This window comes from Pseudomonas sp. MH9.3 (genome assembly GCF_034354675.1).
Taxonomy (GTDB): domain Bacteria; phylum Pseudomonadota; class Gammaproteobacteria; order Pseudomonadales; family Pseudomonadaceae; genus Aquipseudomonas.
Window position 1 is genome coordinate 2,729,962 of sequence record NZ_CP133785.1, and the last position, 17,799, is coordinate 2,747,760.

A 17,799-nucleotide genomic window follows, 5' to 3' on the forward strand; every position below is an offset into this window, starting at 1 on the left:
GGTGACGTTGCAATCCTGCGCAATGGATTAGAAGAGTGAGAGGCGGTCTATTCATGTCCACCCAAGCAAAGCAACAGCAGACTCAAGGCCTCGGCGGCTTCGACCCTTATGTGGAAAAAAAGGGCGAGGAGTACATGGGCGAGCCCATGCGCGAGCACTTCACCAAGATCCTGAACAAATGGAAACAGGACTTGATGCAGGAGGTTGACCGTACCGTTGACCACATGAAGGACGAAGCAGCCAACTTCCCTGACCCGGCCGACCGTGCCAGCCAGGAAGAAGAGTTCGCTCTGGAGCTGCGCGCCCGTGATCGCGAGCGCAAGCTGATCAAAAAGATCGACAAAACGTTGCAACTGATCAAGGACGAGGAATACGGCTGGTGCGAATCCTGCGGCGTCGAGATCGGTATTCGCCGTCTGGAAGCCCGCCCAACCGCGGACCTGTGCGTAGACTGCAAGACCTTGGCTGAAATCAAGGAAAAACAGGTCGGCAAGTAATTGCTGCCGAACTGAACGAATGGGGCGTGCAAACGCCCCATTTGTGTATCTGGCGTTCCTGTTTCCAGTAGTATCCGGCCCATGACAGCCTCTACCTATATAGGGCGTTTCGCCCCCACGCCCAGCGGCCACTTGCATTTCGGCTCCCTGGTCGCCGCCCTCGCCTCCTACCTCGACGCCCGCGCCAACCATGGTCGCTGGCTGATGCGCATGGAAGACCTCGACCCTCCCCGCGAAGAACCTGGCGCCCAGGCCGCGATCCTGCACGCGCTGGAAAGCTATGGCTTCGAATGGGATGGCGAGTTGGTCCGACAAAGCGAGCGGCACGAAGCCTACGCCAAGGTGCTGAACGACCTGTTCAACCATGGCCTGGCGTACGCGTGCACCTGCTCACGCAAACAGCTGGAACCCTACAACGGGATTTACCCCGGCCTGTGCCGCAATGCCGGGCACGACCAGCAGGACGCCGCGATCCGCCTGCGCGTGCCCGAGCTTGCCTACCATTTTACCGACCGCGTTCAAGGCGAATTCCGACAGCACCTGGGCCGCGAGGCTGGCGATTTCGTCATCCGCCGCCGCGACGGTCTGTACGCCTATCAACTGGCGGTGGTGCTCGACGATGCCTGGCAGGGGGTGACCGACATCGTGCGCGGCGCCGACCTGCTCGATTCCACGCCGCGCCAGCTGTACCTGCAGGAACTGCTGGGCCTGCGCCAACCGCGCTACCTGCATGTGCCGCTGATCGTGCAGCCGGACGGCAACAAGCTGGGTAAATCCTACCGTTCACCGCCGCTGACGCAAGACCAGGCAACGCCGCTGCTGCTGCGCGCCTTGCGCGCCCTCGGCCAGCAACCCGGTGACGAACTGCTTCACGCCAGCCCACGGGAACTGCTGGATTGGGGCATCCGGCACTGGGATCCGCTGCTGATCCCGCGCACGCTCACCCTGGCCGAAGCGCAATTGAGTTGAAGGCGCTTGCAGCCGGCCCGGCATCCGTTACCATCGCGACAGTTTTTTAATCAGAGGCCAACATGTACATCTATCGATTGGTCCTGCTGCTGGTCGTCGGGATTTACCTGTTTTCCCCCGCCATCATGGATTGGTGGATCGACGCCACGGGCGCCTGGTATCGCCCTTATCTGCTGTGGCTGATCCTGATCGTCGTGACTTTCATCCTGCAGAGCCAAAAAGATGCCGATGAGCTTTAGCCTCACCCAGATGCTGCTGATCAGCGCCGCCTACCTGGCCGCGCTGTTCGCCGTCGCCTGGATCAGTGAGCGCGGAATGATTCCGCGGGCGATTATTCGCCATCCGTTGACCTACACCTTGTCCCTGGGCGTGTATGCCAGCGCCTGGGCGTTCTACGGCACCGTCGGCTTGGCCTACCAGTACGGCTACGGGTTTCTCTCCAGCTACCTGGGGGTGTCCGGGGCTTTTTTGCTGGCGCCGGTGCTGCTGTACCCGATCCTGAAAATCACCCGCACCTACCAGCTGTCGTCCCTGGCCGACCTGTTCGCCTTCCGCTTTCGCAGCACCTGGGCCGGCGCGCTCACCACCATCTTCATGCTGATCGGCGTGCTGCCTTTGCTGGCCCTGCAGATCCAGGCGGTAGCCGACTCCATCAGCATTCTCACCCGCGAGCCGGTGCAGCACCGCGTGGCCCTCGCCTTCTGTGCGCTGATCACGCTGTTCACGATTTTCTTCGGCTCACGGCATATCGCCACCCGCGAGAAACATGAAGGCCTGGTGTTTGCGATTGCCTTCGAGTCGGTGATCAAGCTGATCGCCATCGGCGGTGTCGGCCTGTACGCGCTCTACGGCGTATTCGACGGCCCGCAACAGCTGGAACTGTGGCTGCTGCAAAACCAGACCGCCCTCGCCGCCCTGCACACGCCGCTGCAGGAAGGCCCGTGGCGCACGCTGCTGCTGGTGTTCTTCGCCTCGGCGATTGTGATGCCGCACATGTACCACATGACCTTCACCGAAAACCTCAACCCGCGCTCGCTGGTCAGCGCCAGCTGGGGCCTGCCGCTGTTCTTGCTGCTGATGAGCCTAGCGGTGCCGCTGATCCTGTGGGCCGGCCTCAAGCTTGGGGCCACCACCAACCCGGAATACTTCACCCTCGGCATCGGCATCGCCGCCAACAGCCCGGCACTGGCGTTATTGGCGTATGTCGGCGGCCTCTCGGCGGCGAGCGGGCTGATCATTGTCACCACCCTGGCGCTGTCGGGCATGGCGCTCAACCACCTGGTGCTGCCGCTGTACCAGCCACCGGCCGAGGGCAATATCTACCGCTGGCTCAAGTGGACGCGCCGCGCGCTGATCGTCGCGATCATCATGGCCGGTTATGGCTTCTACCTGATGCTGGGTGCCGGCCAGGACCTGGCCAACCTGGGCATCGTTGCCTTCGTCGCCACCTTGCAGTTCCTGCCGGGCGTGTTGTCGGTACTGTACTGGCCGACCGCCAATCGTCGCGGTTTTATCGCCGGGCTGCTGGCGGGTATCCTCGTGTGGGTGGTGACCATGCTGCTGCCGCTGGTCGGCAACCTGCAGGGTTTCTACATCCCGCTGCTGAACATGATCTACGTGCTCGACGACACCAGCTGGCACATGGCGGCGATTGCCTCGCTGGCGGCCAACGTGCTGATGTTCACGCTGATCTCGCTGTTCACCAATGCCAGCCCCGAAGAAACCAGCGCCGCCGAAGCCTGCGCGGTGGACAACGTACGCCGCCCGCAACGCCGCGAATTGCACGCGGCCTCGCCCCAGGAGTTCGCCACCCAACTGGCCAAGCCGCTGGGTGCCAAGGCGGCGCAGAAGGAAGTCGAACAGGCGTTGCGCGACCTCTATCTGCCCTTCGACGAACGCCGCCCCTATGCCTTGCGCCGCCTGCGCGACCGTATCGAGGCCAACCTGTCCGGCCTGATGGGCCCCAGCGTGTCCCAGGACATGGTGGAAACCTTCCTGCCCTACAAGGCCGGCGGCGAAAACTACGTGACCGAAGACATCCACTTCATCGAGAGCCGGCTGGAGGACTACCACTCGCGTTTAACGGGCCTTGCCGCCGAACTCGACGCCCTGCGCCGTTACCACCGCCAGACCTTGCAGGAATTGCCAATGGGCGTGTGCTCACTGGCCAAGGATCAGGAAATCCTGATGTGGAACAAGGCCATGGAAGAACTCACCGGCATTGCCGCGCAACGGGTGGTGGGCTCGCGCCTCAATACGCTCGGCGATCCGTGGAAAGCGTTATTGCAGGGTTTTATCAACCTGCCCGACGAGCACTTGCACAAGCAGCACCTGGCGCTCGATGGCCAGACCCGCTGGCTCAACCTGCACAAAGCTGCCATCGACGAACCTTTGGCCCCCGGCAACAGCGGCCTGGTGCTGCTGGTGGAAGACCTGACCGACACCCAGATGCTGGAAGACAAGCTGGTGCACTCCGAACGCCTGGCCAGCATTGGTCGCCTGGCCGCCGGCGTGGCCCACGAGATCGGCAACCCGATTACCGGTATCGCGTGCCTGGCGCAAAACCTGCGCGAAGAGCGTGAGGAAGACGGCGAAATCACCGAGATCAGCGGGCAGATCCTTGAGCAGACCAAGCGCGTGTCGCGCATCGTGCAGTCGCTGATGAGCTTTGCCCACGCCGGCGCCCATCAGAATCAGGACGAGGCGGTGTGCCTGGCCAAAGTAGCCCAGGATGCCATTGGGCTGCTGGCCTTGAACCGGCGCAATTTCGAGGTACAGTTCTTTAACCTGTGCGACCCGGAACACTGGGTCGACGGCGATTCACAACGTTTGGCCCAGGTATTGATCAACCTGCTGTCCAACTCCCGCGATGCAACGCCCGCCGGCGGCGCGGTGCGGGTCAAGACCGAAGCTTTCGAGCATACGGTCGACCTGATCGTGGAGGACGAAGGCAGCGGCATTCCACAGAACATCATGGACCGATTGTTCGAACCTTTCTTCACCACCAAGGACCCCGGTGAAGGCACCGGTCTGGGCCTTGCGCTGGTCTATTCCATCGTTGAAGAGCATTATGGACAAATCACCATCGACAGCCCGGCTGACCTTGAAAGCCAACGCGGCACCCGTATACGGGTGACCTTGCCGCGTCATGTCGAAGCGACGTCCGCTGTGAACTGAGACCGTCGAGAGAATTGAATCAATGCCGCACATTTTGATCGTCGAAGACGAAACCATCATCCGCTCTGCCTTGCGTCGCCTGCTCGAGCGCAATCAGTATCAGGTCAGCGAAGCCGGCTCGGTACAGGAAGCGCAGGAGCGATTCAGCATTCCCACGTTCGACCTGATTGTCAGCGACCTGCGCCTGCCCGGCGCACCGGGCACCGAGCTGATCAAGCTGGGCCAGGGCACTCCGGTGCTGATCATGACCAGCTACGCCAGCCTGCGTTCGGCCGTAGACTCCATGAAGATGGGCGCGGTGGACTACATCGCCAAGCCGTTCGACCACGACGAGATGTTGCAGGCCGTGGCGCGTATCCTGCGTGACCGCCAGTCGGCCGGCAGCACACCGGCCGAACCGCGCCCTGCCGGCAAAACCGCCGAAAAACCGGGCGTCGACAACAGCAACGGCGAGATCGGCATCATCGGCTCCTGCCCGCCCATGCAGGATCTGTACAGCAAGATCCGTAAAGTGGCGCCCACCGACTCCAACGTGTTGATCCAGGGCGAGTCCGGTACCGGTAAAGAACTGGTGGCCCGTGCACTGCACAACCTGTCCAGGCGCGCCAAGGCGCCGATGATCTCGGTGAACTGCGCGGCGATCCCCGAATCCCTGATCGAGTCCGAACTGTTCGGCCACGAAAAAGGCGCCTTCACCGGCGCCAGCGCCGGGCGTGCGGGCCTGGTGGAAGCGGCGGATGGCGGCACCTTGTTCCTTGACGAGATTGGCGAGCTGCCACTGGAAGCACAGGCGCGGTTGCTGCGGGTATTGCAGGAAGGCGAGATTCGACGCGTCGGCTCGGTGCAGTCGCAGAAGGTCGATGTGCGCCTGATCGCCGCGACCCACCGCGATCTCAAGAGCCTGGCCAAGATCGGCCAGTTTCGCGAAGACCTGTATTACCGCCTGCACGTGATCGCCCTCAAGCTGCCGGCCCTGCGTGAGCGTGGCGCCGACGTCAACGAGATCGCCAATGCGTTCCTGCTGCGCCAGAGTGCGCGCATCAACCGTACCGACCTGACGTTTGCCCCGGACGCCGAGCAGGCGATTCGGCACTACTCGTGGCCAGGTAACGTGCGCGAACTGGAGAACGCAGTGGAGCGTGCGGTCATCCTGTCGGAGAGCCCGGTAATTTCCGCCGAGCTGCTGGGTATCGATATCGAACTCAGTGATCTGGAGGATGACGACTTCATCGGTCTGGCGCCGCAATCGGGCGGGAGCAACACCAGTCATGAACCGACTGAAGATCTATCACTGGAAGATTACTTTCAGCATTTCGTGCTCGAGCATCAGGATCACATGACCGAGACTGAACTGGCGCGCAAGCTGGGTGTAAGCCGCAAATGCCTGTGGGAACGGCGTCAGCGCCTGGGTATTCCGCGGCGCAAGACCGGCGTTGCCAGCGAGAGTTGAGGGGGCGCCCTCACAGGTAACACCCTCAGATGTGAAAAAACTGTTACCGCGGATATTTCGCGTAACAAAAGCCGGGGCTTACGGTAACGAAGCCCCGGCTTTTTTTCGTCCACCAAAACCCTGAAATCGCCTCAACCCCCTGATTTTACTGGGCGGCGCAAAAGTTGGCACGCACCCTGCTATATGCTTAGTACAAAAACAATAACAAGCTCTGAACAAGACAATAAAAATAAGACGAATCGACTCACGCATAACAAAAACAACACGGCGGAGGCGCAGCTAACTGATTCTTTTGGAGAGGCGTTGCATTTGGGGCTTGCCCCGCAACCAGGCCGAGAACAACAAAAACTGCCCTAAGGCAGAGCCTGAACTGGTTGGATCGTAGATCAGCAACACAGCGACCAAAGCAATCCGTTTGCTCTTGGCTCCCGATTGGGAGTGTCATGAAGGTGAAGCTTCCTGACGAGGGCGATCAATAAAAACAAAAAGCCCGACACCCATAATAAAAATAGAGTACGCAACTACTTCTGGGGGAGCTTCGGCTCCCCTTGTAGTTTCTGCGTTTTAGCCCCTGAGGCATTCGTTTGAAGCTTTCAAAGCAACGCTTGCAGCTTGTTCCTACACCATCCCCTGACTAAATGCTAGAATCCCGGCCCATCATGCGGTCATTCTTCGTTATGGCCGAACATTCCTTCAAACAGTGCATCCCATGCTGAAGAAGTTGTTCCAGTCATTCCGTTCTCCCGTGCGTCGTACGCAACACATTCGCAGCACGCCTGAAGTGCTTAACAGCAATCAGCATTCATTGCAGCGCGCTCAGTTCAGCCGCTACGCGGTGAACATCGTCGAACGTTTGCAGAACGCCGGCTACCAGGCCTATCTGGTGGGCGGCTGCGTACGTGACATGCTGCTTAATATCACGCCCAAGGATTTCGACGTCGCCACCAGCGCCACGCCGGAGCAGGTGCGTGCCGAGTTTCGCAATGCGCGCATCATCGGTCGCCGTTTCAAGCTCGTGCACATTCACTTCGGCCGCGAAATCATCGAGGTCGCGACCTTCCGTGCCGGTCATCCGCAAAACGATGAAGAGGAAGACACCAACCAGTCCTCCCGCAACGAAAGCGGGCGCATCCTGCGCGATAACGTCTATGGCACGCTGGAAGAAGACGCGCAGCGCCGCGACTTCACCATCAATGCCCTGTATTACGACCCGGTCAGCGAGCGCATCCTCGATTACGCCAATGGCGTGCCCGATATTCGCAACAACCTGATCCGCCTGATCGGTGAACCGACGCAGCGCTACCAGGAAGACCCGGTGCGCATGCTGCGGGCCGTGCGCTTTGCCGCCAAGCTGAATTTCGGCATCGAGAAACACACTGCCGCACCGATTCGCGAACTGGCCCCGATGCTGCGTGAAATCCCTTCGGCGCGGCTGTTCGAAGAAGTGCTCAAGCTGTTCCTTTCGGGTTATGCGGCCGACACTTTTGAGATGCTCGTCGACCTGCAGCTGTTCGATCCTCTGTTTCCGGCCAGCGCCGAAGCCCTGGAATACAACCCGACGTACACCCACACCCTGATCAGCGAAGCGTTGACCAACACTGACCTGCGCATCAAGCAGAACAAACCGGTCACCCCGGCGTTTCTGTTTGCCGCGCTGTTGTGGCCAGCCTTGCCCAAACGCGTACTGCGCCTGCAGGACCGTGGCATGCCGCCCATTCCGGCGATGCAGGAAGCCGCTCACGAGCTGATCACCGAGCAATGCCAGCGCATCGCGATTCCGAAACGCTTCACCATTCCCATCCGCGAGATCTGGGACATGCAGGAGCGCCTGCCACGCCGCAGTGGCAAACGCGCCGACATGCTGCTGGACAACCCGCGCTTCCGTGCCGGCTACGACTTCCTGCTGCTGCGCGAAAGCGCCGGCGAGCAGACCGACGGCCTGGGCGAATGGTGGACCGATTACCAGGACGCCAACGACAGCGGGCGCCGCGACATGATTCGTGACCTGGGCAGCAAAGGCGATGGCGAAGGCGTTGCGCCCAAAAAACGTCGGCGCAGTAGCAGCAGCAAGCGCAAACGCAGCGGCGCCGATGCCTCGGGCGCCGCAGGCGAATAAACGTGGAACGTATCTACATTGGCATGGGCAGCAACCTCGCTGCCCCGGATCAGCAATTGCGCAGCGCTATCGAGGCGCTGGCGCAGTTGCCAGACACCACCGTCGCCGGTGTCTCCGCCTTCTACCAAAGTGACTCCCTGCTCCCCGGCCAGCCGCGCTACACCAACGCGGTAGCAGCCCTGAACAGCAGCCTTGCGCCCCTGGAACTGCTGGATGCGTTGCAAGCCATCGAGAACGATCAGGGCCGCGAGCGCCTTGAGCGCTGGGGGCCACGCACACTCGACCTGGACATCCTGCTGTTCGGCGATCACCTGATCGATGAGCCTCGCCTCAAGGTGCCGCATTACCAAATGCACCTGCGGGCGTTTGTGCTGTATCCGCTGGCCGAATTGGCCCCGGCAAATTTCCATTTACCGGACGGCCAGCCTTTAAGCCAGTTGCTGGCAACTTGCCCGTTCGAAGGCCTGGAACGCATTCCCCAGAACTGACGCGGTCAAAGTGGGAACTGGCTTGCCTGCGAAGGCATCAACCCGGCCCAACGGAACACCGAGGTGCCTGCATCGCAGGCAAGCCAGCTCCCACATGCGATTTTCACGGCCTTCAACCTGCTGAATCGCGTCAGTAACAGGGGTAACACCGCCCTCGTAACAATGCGGTAACACATCCAATTGACTTCCCGTGTCCTCCTCACGACTATAGGCGTCCCGCTGCCGCCAACCCGGCAATGAAGGGCGCAATCCAGGCCTTATAAGCACTGCTCTCAAGACAGTGCGCCTGTATAAACGAAGACTCACGCGCGTTACTCGCTGTTTCCAAGCGCCTGAACGAGGACCCTTTCGATGCCAGACATTACCCTGACCACCTTGCAGAGCCTCAAGCTCAAAGGTGAAAAAATCACCATGCTGACCTGCTATGACGCCACATTCGCCAACGCCTGCTGCCAGGCAGGCGTCGAAGTGTTGCTGGTAGGTGACTCCCTGGGCATGGTTCTTCAAGGGAATGACAGCACGCTCCCCGTCACCACCGATGAACTCGCCTACCACACCGCCAGCGTCAAGCGCGGAAACAAAGGCGCGTTCATCATCGCTGACCTGCCGTTCATGGACTACGCCACCGTCGAACAGACGTTCCTCAACGCCGGCAAGTTGATGCGCGCCGGTGCGCACATGGTCAAGGTCGAAGGCGCGCTGTGGCTCGCCGAGTCGATCCGCCTGCTGGCCGAGCGCGGCGTACCGGTGTGCGCTCACATGGGCCTCACGCCGCAGTCGGTGAACCTCCTCGGCGGTTACAAGGTGCAGGGTCGCAACGAGGCCCAGGCGCGCCAGATGCGGGCCGATGCCATCGCCCTGGAGCAAGCCGGCGTTGCCATGATCCTGCTCGAATGCGTGCCCAGCGAACTGGCCGCAGAAATCACCCAGGCTGTCAGCGTGCCGGTCATCGGCATTGGCGCGGGCTGCGCCACCGACGGCCAGGTGCTGGTGTTGCACGACATGCTCGGCTTGTCGATCACCGGTCGCGTGCCCAAGTTCGTGAAGAACTTCATGGCTGGCCAGGACAGCATTCACGCAGCCTTGAGCGCGTACGTCGCCGAAGTCAAAGGCGTGACCTTCCCCGCCGCCGAACACGGATTTTCTGCATGAACACCGTAAAAACCCTGCGTGAACTGCGTGCTGCCGTAACTCACGCCCGCAGCGCCGGCAAGCGCATCGGCTTCGTGCCGACCATGGGCAACCTGCACGAAGGCCATGCCACCCTGGTGACCAAGGCCGTGCAGCAAGCCGACTTCGTGGTCGCGAGTATCTTCGTCAATCCGCTGCAATTCGGCGCCAATGAAGACCTGGACAAGTATCCCCGCACCCTCGCCGCCGACCAGGAAAAACTCCTGCAGGCCGGCTGCAATCTGCTGTTTGCACCGACCGTCGAGGAGATGTACCCGGGCGGCATGACCGGCCAGACCCGCGTCAGCGTCCCGCACCTCTCCGAAGGCCTCTGTGGCGCCAGCCGTCCCGGGCACTTCGAAGGCGTCGCCACGGTGGTGAGCAAGTTGTTCAACATGGTGCAGCCGGATATCGCCGTGTTTGGCCAGAAGGACTACCAGCAGTTGGCGGTCATCCGCGCCATGGTGCATGACCTGAACATGCCGATCCAGATCATCGGCGAGCCCACCGTGCGCGCCGAAGACGGCCTGGCGCTGTCATCGCGCAACGGTTTTCTCTCCGAGCAGGAACGCGCCATCGCCCCAGTGCTGTATCGCAGCCTCAGCCGCATTGCTGCGGCCATCAAGGCCGGCGACCATGACTTCGCCAGCCTGCGTGCCGAACAAATGAGGCAGATCGAAGCCGCCGGGTTGCGCCTGGATTACCTCGAAGTGCGCCAGGGTGTGCATTTGCGCCCCGCCACGACGCAGGACAAGGACATTGTGATTCTGGTCGCGGCGTTCCTGGGCAGCACCCGGTTGATCGATAACCTGCATCTGAACCTCAACTGACCCCGCCTAGGCAGCACGCCTGTTGCCCTGATCGCCGTGCCGGTATAAAAAAGTACCGGCCACGGCGCAGACAAAGCCAAGACATATCGACACGCTAGGTTTAATGTAATCGCCCGGCGCTAAGGTTAGCGCTGTCCGCAACCCAATTGTTGCGACAAGACTGGACGTTCCGGGCTTTGAAGTGTCCTAAAGGCAGTCCCCGTAATAAAAGGAAACCCGCAGCGATGGCGTACTACCGCACTCCTCATGACGTTACCGCGCTGCCCGCCTGGCAAGCGCTCAATCAACATCGCCAAGCCATGCAGGATTTCAGCATGCGCGAAGCCTTCAATGCCGATCCGCAGCGCTTTTCCCAGTTCACCCTGAGCAGCTGTGGGCTTTTCCTCGATTACTCGAAGAACCTGATCACCAGCCAAACCCGTGACCTGCTGGTGGGCCTGGCCGATGAAGTGGGCCTCAAGGACGCGATCAACGCGCTGTATGCCGGCGAACCGGTCAACTCCTCCGAAGGCCGCCCTGCCCTGCACACCGCCCTGCGCCGCCCGGTAGGCGACAAGCTGTCGGTGAACGGCGTCAACATCATGCCGGACGTGCACAAGGTGTTGAACCAGATCACTGACCTGGTCGGCCGCATTCACGACGGTCTGTGGCGTGGCTACACCGAAAAGCCGATCACCGACGTGGTGAACATCGGCATCGGTGGTTCGTTCCTCGGCCCGGAGCTGGTCTCCGAGGCGCTGTTGTCTTACGCCCATAAGGGCGTGCGTTGCCACTACCTGGCGAATATCGACGGCAGCGAGTTCCATGAGCTGACCATGAAGCTGCGCGCCGAGACCACGCTGTTTATCGTCTCGTCAAAATCGTTCAACACCCTGGAAACCCTGAAAAACGCCCAGGCCGCCCGCGCCTGGTACCTGGCCCAGGGTGGCTCGGAAGCCGAGCTGTACCGCCACTTCATCGCTGTGTCGAGTAACAACGCGGCGGCGGTGGCCTTTGGTATCCGCGAAGAAAACATCTTCCCGATGTGGGACTGGGTCGGCGGCCGTTATTCGCTGTGGTCGGCCATTGGTCTGCCCATCGCCCTCGCCATCGGCATGTCCAACTTCAAGGAACTGCTGTCGGGTGCCTACACCATGGACCAGCATTTCCTGACCGCACCGTTCGAGCAGAACATGCCGGTGCTGCTGGGCCTGCTGGGCGTGTGGTACGGCAACTTCTGGGGAGCGCAAAGCCATGCGATCCTGCCGTACGACCACTACCTGCGCAACATCACCAAACACCTGCAACAGCTGGACATGGAATCCAACGGCAAGAGCGTGCGCCAGGACGGCACACCCGTGGCCACCGACACCGGCCCGGTCATCTGGGGCGGCGTGGGCTGCAACGGCCAGCATGCGTACCACCAGTTGCTGCACCAGGGCACCCAACTGATTCCGGCCGACTTCATTGTGCCGATTGTCAGCTTCAACCCGGTGTCCGACCACCATCAATGGCTCTATGCCAACTGCCTGTCGCAGAGCCAGGCACTGATGCTCGGCAAGACCCGCAGCGAAGCCGAAGCCGAGCTGCGCGACAAAGGCATCGCAGAGGACGAAGTGCAGAAGCTGGCCCCGCACAAGGTGATCCCGGGCAACCGTCCGAGCAACACCATTGTGGTCGAACGCATCAGCCCGCGTCGTCTCGGCGCGTTGGTGGCTATGTATGAGCACAAGGTGTTCGTGCAGAGCGTGATCTGGGGCATCAACGCCTTCGACCAATGGGGCGTGGAGCTGGGCAAGGAGCTGGGCAAGGGTGTTTACAACCGCCTCACCGGCGCCGAAGAAACCTCGGCCGAGGACGCGTCCACCCAAGGCCTGATCAACTACTTCCGCGGTCGTCATCGCGGCTGATACCTGCCTCAACGCGACCCCGGCCTGCTCAGGCCGGGGTTAGCTGTTAAACTCCCCGCCCCTGTTTTCCTCATTTACAGCAAGGCGCGCTCCATGTCCCCCCTGAACCAGGCGCTGCGCGCCGCCCTCGATCATCGCCAAGACCTGATCAACGAACTGCACGCCCAGGGCACCGACTGCTATCGGCTGTTTCACGGCAGCCAGGAAGGCGCCGGCGGCCTGACTATCGACCGCTATGGCCCGCAATTGCTGGTGCAAAGCTTTCACCAGTCGCTGGACACCGCAGACCTGCTGGACCTGCATCAACAGATCAATCAGTTCATGGGCCTGGAATTGCTGCTGGTGTATAACGACCGCTCCCGTGGCAACTCGCGCATCGACCGTGACGATACGGTGTATCGCGCCGAGCCGGCGGCGCTGGAAGACCTGGTCGGCCACGAATGGGGCCTCAATTATCGCGTACGCGGGCGCCACGCCGGGCAGGACCCGCTGTTGTTCCTGGACCTGCGCAACACCCGTGGCTGGGTCAAGGCGCACAGCGCCGGCAAAAGCGTGCTGAACCTGTTCGCCTACACCTGCGGTGTTGGCTTGAGCGCGGCGGCCGGCGGTGCCCGCGAGGTGTGCAACCTGGACTTTGCCGAGGGCAACCTGGCGGTCGGTCGTGAGAACGGTCTGCTGAACCCGCAATTGCCGACCATGGCGTTTGTGCAGTCCGATTACTTTCCGGCGATTCGCCAACTGGCCGGCCTGCCCATCACCCAGCGGCGCGGCCACACACTGCCAGCTTACCCGCGCCTGGAGCAACGTCAGTACGACCTGGTGCTGCTCGATCCGCCCGCCTGGGCCAAGAGTGCGTTCGGCACGGTCGATCTGCTGCGCGACTACCAGAGCCTGCTCAAGCCGGCGTTGCTGGCAACCGCCGACAATGGCGTGCTGATCTGCTGCAACAACCTGGCAAAAGTGGGCATGGACGATTGGCGGGAGCAGGTGCTGCGCTGTGCCGAAAAAGCCGGGCGACCGGTACGCGACTGGCAAATCATGACGCCGGGAGCCGACTTTCCGTCGCAGGATCAACAGCCACCCCTGAAGACCCTGATCCTGCAGTTGTAGTCCTTTTCCCAATAGGCTCGGTGCTTCGGAACCGATAACCCGTGCCATACTCCAAGGCACTCCTGTTCGATATAGATGGCGTCGCCCATGTCCAAAGGATTGATCCGCGCCATTGGCGCACTGCTGACCGCACTGGCTCTGTACAGCTTGCTGGGTTTTCTGATTCTGCCGGGCATCGCGCTTCGTATTGCCAACCAGCAACTGGCCCATTACGCCACGGTGCCGGCAAGACTGGAGCGTATCGAACTCAACCCGTTCAGCCTGGAAGTGACGGCCTGGGGCTTGAAAGTCGGCGAACCGGGTAAGGAGCAGGTCGGTTTTGAACGCCTCTATGCCAACCTGCAACTCGACAGCCTGTGGACCCGCGCGCTGCACCTGGCGGATGTGCAGTTGGACCAGCCCAAGACCGAGCTGCTGTTCGACAAGTCCGGCACATTGAACCTGGCGCAGCTGTTCAAACTGCCGCCCAGCGAGCCCACCCCGACAGACCCGGACGCCAAGCCCTTCCCGCTGCGTATCGACAGCGTCAAGCTGGCCGGTGGCTACGTGCACTTTCAGGACCTGCGTCCCAGCGAACCCATCGAATTCCTCTACGACAAGCTCGACTTCGAGCTGAAAAACCTCAGCACATTGCCTGAAGACAATGCCGACATGACCCTGGTGGCCGCCGGCCCTGCGGGCGGGCAAATCGACTGGAAGGGCAATTTCAGCCTGGTGCCCATCACCTCTGAAGGCACCTTGAAAGTCACCGATGGCAAGATGAAAGCCTGGTGGCCCTATGTGCGTGATGCCTTGCCGCTGGTGCTGGAAGACGGGGTGCTGAATTTCAACACGCATTACACCTTCAGCCTGGCCAAGGAAACTGAACTCAAACTGACCAACACCACGGCCAGCATCGCGCCATTTGCCATCAACGCCCCGGATGGCCGGCCGCTGGTGCGCCTGGAGCGTCTGGACGTGAGTGACACCACGGTCGACCTGGCCAGGCAGCAAGTGGTGGTTGGCAAAATCCGCAGCAACAAGCTGGAAACCTGGGCCGCCCGCGAAGCCGACGGGCAACTGGACTGGCAGAAACTGTTCGCCAGCCAGCCGAACAAACCGGCCAGGGCGCCGGAACCCGCCAGCGCTCCGGCGACGGCCGACTCGCCCAAGCCTGCCCCTGCAGCACCGAGCAAACCGTGGCAAGTGCTGCTCAAGGATGTGCAACTGCGCAACTACCAGGTGCATCTGGCTGACCGTCAGGCTCAACCCGCCGTCGCGCTGGAGCTGGGCCCGCTGAACGTCGATGTGCAGAACTTCGACAGCCTCAACCAGAAACCCTTCACCCTCAAGCTCGACAGCGGCCTGGGCAAGCAGGGCAAACTCCAGGCCAGCGGTGAGGTGAATCTCAACCCGGTCAGCGCGAAGTTGAAGGTAAACACCCAGGATATCGATCTGCGGGTGGCGCAGTCCTACATCAGCCCGTTCATCCGCCTGGAACTGCGCAGCGGCATGCTCGGCAGCAACCTGGATGTAAACCTCACCAGCACCGATCCGCTGAAGCTGCAGGTCACCGGCCGGGCGCAGGTCGACCAGTTGCACACGCTCGACACCCTCAAGACCCGCGACTTTCTCAAATGGCAGCGCCTGGTGCTCGAAGGCGTGAATTATCAGCACGGCGACAGCCTGTCGATCGACAAGGTCAACCTGCTGCAACCCTATGCGCGCTTCATGATCAACGATGACCGCACCACCAACATCGATGACCTGCTGATTCCGCAGCCGGCCGACAATGGTGCCAAGTCGTCGGCCAAGCCGGCAGCGAGCAAAGATAAGCCGCTGGGCATCCGAATCGGCCAGGTGGCGATCAATGACGGTTCGGCCAACTTTGCCGACTTCAGCCTCACGCCCAACTTCGCCACTGCCGTGCAGCAGCTCAACGGACAAATCGGCACGATTGACAGTCGCCAGAGCAAACCGGCCAGTGTCGACATCAAGGGCAAGGTGGACCGCTACGCACCCGTCACCATCAAGGGCAGCGTAAATCCGTTTGATCCGATGGCAGCGCTGGACATTGCCACCAGCTTCAAACGTGTCGAGCTGACCACGTTGACGCCCTACTCCGGGAAATTCGCCGGTTTCCGCATTCGCAAGGGGCGCTTGAACCTCGACTTGCACTACGTGATCACCAAGGGCCAGCTGAAGGCCGAGAACAAGGTGGTGGTCGAGCAATTGCAACTGGGTGAAAAAGTCGACAGCGCCGATGCCGTGGACCTGCCGATTCGTCTGGCGATTGCACTGCTCAAGGACACCAACGGCAGAATCTCCCTCGAGTTGCCGGTGAGCGGCGATTTGAATAATCCACAGTTCAGCGTGATGCCGATTGTGTGGCAGACCCTGCGCAACCTGGTTGCCCGTGCGGCCACCGCGCCGTTCAAGTTCATTGGCGGGCTGGTGACGGGCGGCGGTTCGGAGGATCTGGGCAGTGTGTCGTTTGCGGCAGGCTCCAGTGACTTGGACAAGAATGCCGAAGGCGCGCTGAACACGCTCGCCAAGGCCTTGAAGGAACGCCCTGCGCTGCGCCTGGAAATTGAAGGTACGGCGGCAGCCAGCAGCGACGGGCCGTTCCTGGCACACGAGCGTCTGGAGCGTGAATACCAATACAACTACTACAAGATTCTGCAACGCCGTGGCGACAAGGTTCCTGCCCAGGCATCACTGCTGGAAGTACCGGAGAAGGAAAAGGCGCCATTGCTTGAAGGTATCTATCGCACGCGTCTCAAGCAGCAACCGCCCGCTGAATGGAAAGGCTTGAGTGACGCCGAACGCGCGGCAAAACTGCGCGACGGTGTGCTCAAGTTCTGGAGCGCCAGTGATGTGTTGCTGCGTCAGCTGGGTCAGGACCGAGCCAGTACCATCAAGGACTACCTGGTGGACAAGGGGCAGCTTGAAGATGACCGGGTGTACTTCATCGACACTCAACTGGGGCAGGCAGAGAAAGACGGCCGCGTAGTCACACCGATGCATCTGGATGCCGAGTGACCTGAGGCCTCTATAGATCCAAATGTGGGAGGGGGGTTGCTCTCGATAACGGGCTGTCAGTTGATTTATTCATCACTGACCCGCCGCTATCGGGAGCAACCCCCCTCCCACTTTTTTTGATTTGGGTACATCAGACCCACAATAAAACAGGCCCCGGCACAAGTGCCGGGGCCTGTAATGACCACATCCGTGTGGTCGGTCGCATGAACTCCGGGGTGCGTTGGGTGGATATCTGACTCACCCGCCGCCGCCATTCAGTTCAGTTGAACCGTTGAGCGTTACTCTGCTTTCAAGCCATCAGCCGAAACAGCTTTAACGCCTTTGATTTTCTTCGCGATGTTCACAGCGGTGGTTTTCTGAGCTTCAGTCACCGCTACGGTGGAAGACAGGGAAACTACGCCTTTGTTGGTTTCGACTTTGATGTCGGTACCAGGAATACCTTTCTCGGTTACCAGGTCAGCTTTGACTTTGGTAGTGATCCAAGTGTCGGTGGTAGCGCCTTTGGCGTCATGAGCTGCGCCTTTGGTCTTGTCGATGTTGTCTGCCTTGGTAGCGCCGCCAGCCAGCAGGCCGTCAGCGGAAACAGCAGTCACACCTTTGATTTTCTTGGTGATGGCTACAGCGGTCGCTTTCTGCGAGTCCGAGATAGCTACCTTGGAGGACAGGGAAACCACACCTTTGTTGGTTTCAACCATGATGTCCGAACCTGGGATGCCTTTTTCAGTCAGCAGGTCAGCTTTGACTTTGGTGGTGATCCAGGTGTCCGAAACGCTTTCCTTAGCCTGGGTGGCTTCGCCGGCCGCCAAAGTCATAGGGGCTTGGGAAGTCTGAGCAAAGGCTACGTTAGCACCCATGGCCAGAGTCAGAGCGGTAGCAGTAGCGAGAGCGAACTTCTTCATACGAGTAACTCCTGTTTTATTAAAAGACTGCAGTACGTAAATCTTGGTACTGAAGCGCTAACAGGGATATTGCAGGCAGTGTGCCAAGTTGCAGTACGAGATTAAATCCTTTAAAAACAACGAGTTATAAAACTGCCCTGTTTCCGGAATCGTGCAACTTGCATGAAGACGGCCGGATCTGCA

The 17,799-nt window shown here is 60.7% G+C and carries 13 protein-coding genes; 12 read left to right on the forward strand and 1 reads right to left on the reverse strand.

What is annotated here, in order from left to right; all coding sequences use genetic code 11:
* The first annotated feature begins 53 nt into the window (after window positions 1-53).
* The 12 genes from dksA (at window position 54) to RHM60_RS11970 (ending at window position 16,717) form a co-directional block, all read left to right on the forward strand.
* Entirely contained in the window at window positions 54-497 is a 444-nt protein-coding gene (gene dksA / locus RHM60_RS11915) for an RNA polymerase-binding protein DksA (protein WP_003235002.1), read from the forward strand.
* A gap of 81 nt (window positions 498-578) precedes the next feature.
* Window positions 579-1,466 carry a tRNA glutamyl-Q(34) synthetase GluQRS gene (gene gluQRS / locus RHM60_RS11920; protein ID WP_231422630.1) on the forward strand — a complete coding sequence of 296 codons (888 nt, stop codon included), beginning with the start codon at window positions 579-581 and terminating at the stop codon, window positions 1,464-1,466.
* A 62-nt stretch (window positions 1,467-1,528) separates the two neighbouring features.
* The gene (locus RHM60_RS11925) at window positions 1,529-1,705 is read left to right on the forward strand and encodes a hypothetical protein (RefSeq protein WP_003176118.1); all 177 of its coding nucleotides are present in this window, start codon (window positions 1,529-1,531) and stop codon (window positions 1,703-1,705) included.
* A complete protein-coding gene (locus tag RHM60_RS11930; protein WP_231422629.1) occupies window positions 1,689-4,643 on the forward strand; it encodes a sensor histidine kinase in 2,955 nt (984 codons plus the stop codon). Before RHM60_RS11925 ends, RHM60_RS11930 begins: the two co-directional genes overlap by 17 nt.
* A 22-nt stretch (window positions 4,644-4,665) precedes the next feature.
* Complete coding sequence (locus tag RHM60_RS11935; protein ID WP_322214504.1) at window positions 4,666-6,093, forward strand: sigma-54 dependent transcriptional regulator; 1,428 nt, start codon at window positions 4,666-4,668, stop codon at window positions 6,091-6,093.
* A gap of 709 nt (window positions 6,094-6,802) precedes the next feature.
* The gene (locus tag RHM60_RS11940) at window positions 6,803-8,209 is read left to right on the forward strand and encodes a polynucleotide adenylyltransferase PcnB (protein WP_209984882.1); all 1,407 of its coding nucleotides are present in this window, start codon (window positions 6,803-6,805) and stop codon (window positions 8,207-8,209) included.
* Between the two features lie 2 nt (window positions 8,210-8,211).
* On the forward strand, window positions 8,212-8,697 hold the full coding sequence (folK, locus tag RHM60_RS11945) for a 2-amino-4-hydroxy-6-hydroxymethyldihydropteridine diphosphokinase (RefSeq protein WP_209984884.1): 486 nt from the start codon (window positions 8,212-8,214) through the stop codon (window positions 8,695-8,697).
* A 351-nt stretch (window positions 8,698-9,048) separates the two neighbouring features.
* The gene (gene panB, locus RHM60_RS11950; protein ID WP_209984887.1) at window positions 9,049-9,849 is read left to right on the forward strand and encodes a 3-methyl-2-oxobutanoate hydroxymethyltransferase; all 801 of its coding nucleotides are present in this window, start codon (window positions 9,049-9,051) and stop codon (window positions 9,847-9,849) included.
* Complete coding sequence (panC, locus tag RHM60_RS11955; RefSeq protein ID WP_322214505.1) at window positions 9,846-10,697, forward strand: pantoate--beta-alanine ligase; 852 nt, start codon at window positions 9,846-9,848, stop codon at window positions 10,695-10,697. The genes panB and panC overlap by 4 nt, the downstream gene beginning before the upstream one ends.
* Before the next feature lie 224 nt (window positions 10,698-10,921).
* The gene (gene pgi, locus RHM60_RS11960; protein WP_209984893.1) at window positions 10,922-12,586 is read left to right on the forward strand and encodes a glucose-6-phosphate isomerase; all 1,665 of its coding nucleotides are present in this window, start codon (window positions 10,922-10,924) and stop codon (window positions 12,584-12,586) included.
* Window positions 12,587-12,679: 93 nt separating this feature from the next.
* Window positions 12,680-13,696: a class I SAM-dependent rRNA methyltransferase gene (locus tag RHM60_RS11965; protein ID WP_231422625.1), complete on the forward strand. Its 1,017-nt coding sequence runs from the start codon at window positions 12,680-12,682 to the stop codon at window positions 13,694-13,696.
* 87 nt (window positions 13,697-13,783) lie between these two features.
* Window positions 13,784-16,717, forward strand: coding sequence for a DUF748 domain-containing protein (locus RHM60_RS11970; RefSeq protein ID WP_322214506.1), 2,934 nt, complete (start codon window positions 13,784-13,786; stop codon window positions 16,715-16,717).
* A 278-nt stretch (window positions 16,718-16,995) separates the two neighbouring features.
* Here the strand turns inward: RHM60_RS11970 and RHM60_RS11975 are convergent, their stop codons facing one another.
* Window positions 16,996-17,616 carry a BON domain-containing protein gene (locus tag RHM60_RS11975; protein WP_322214507.1) on the reverse strand — a complete coding sequence of 207 codons (621 nt, stop codon included), beginning with the start codon at window positions 17,614-17,616 and terminating at the stop codon, window positions 16,996-16,998.
* Window positions 17,617-17,799: the final 183 nt, after the last annotated feature.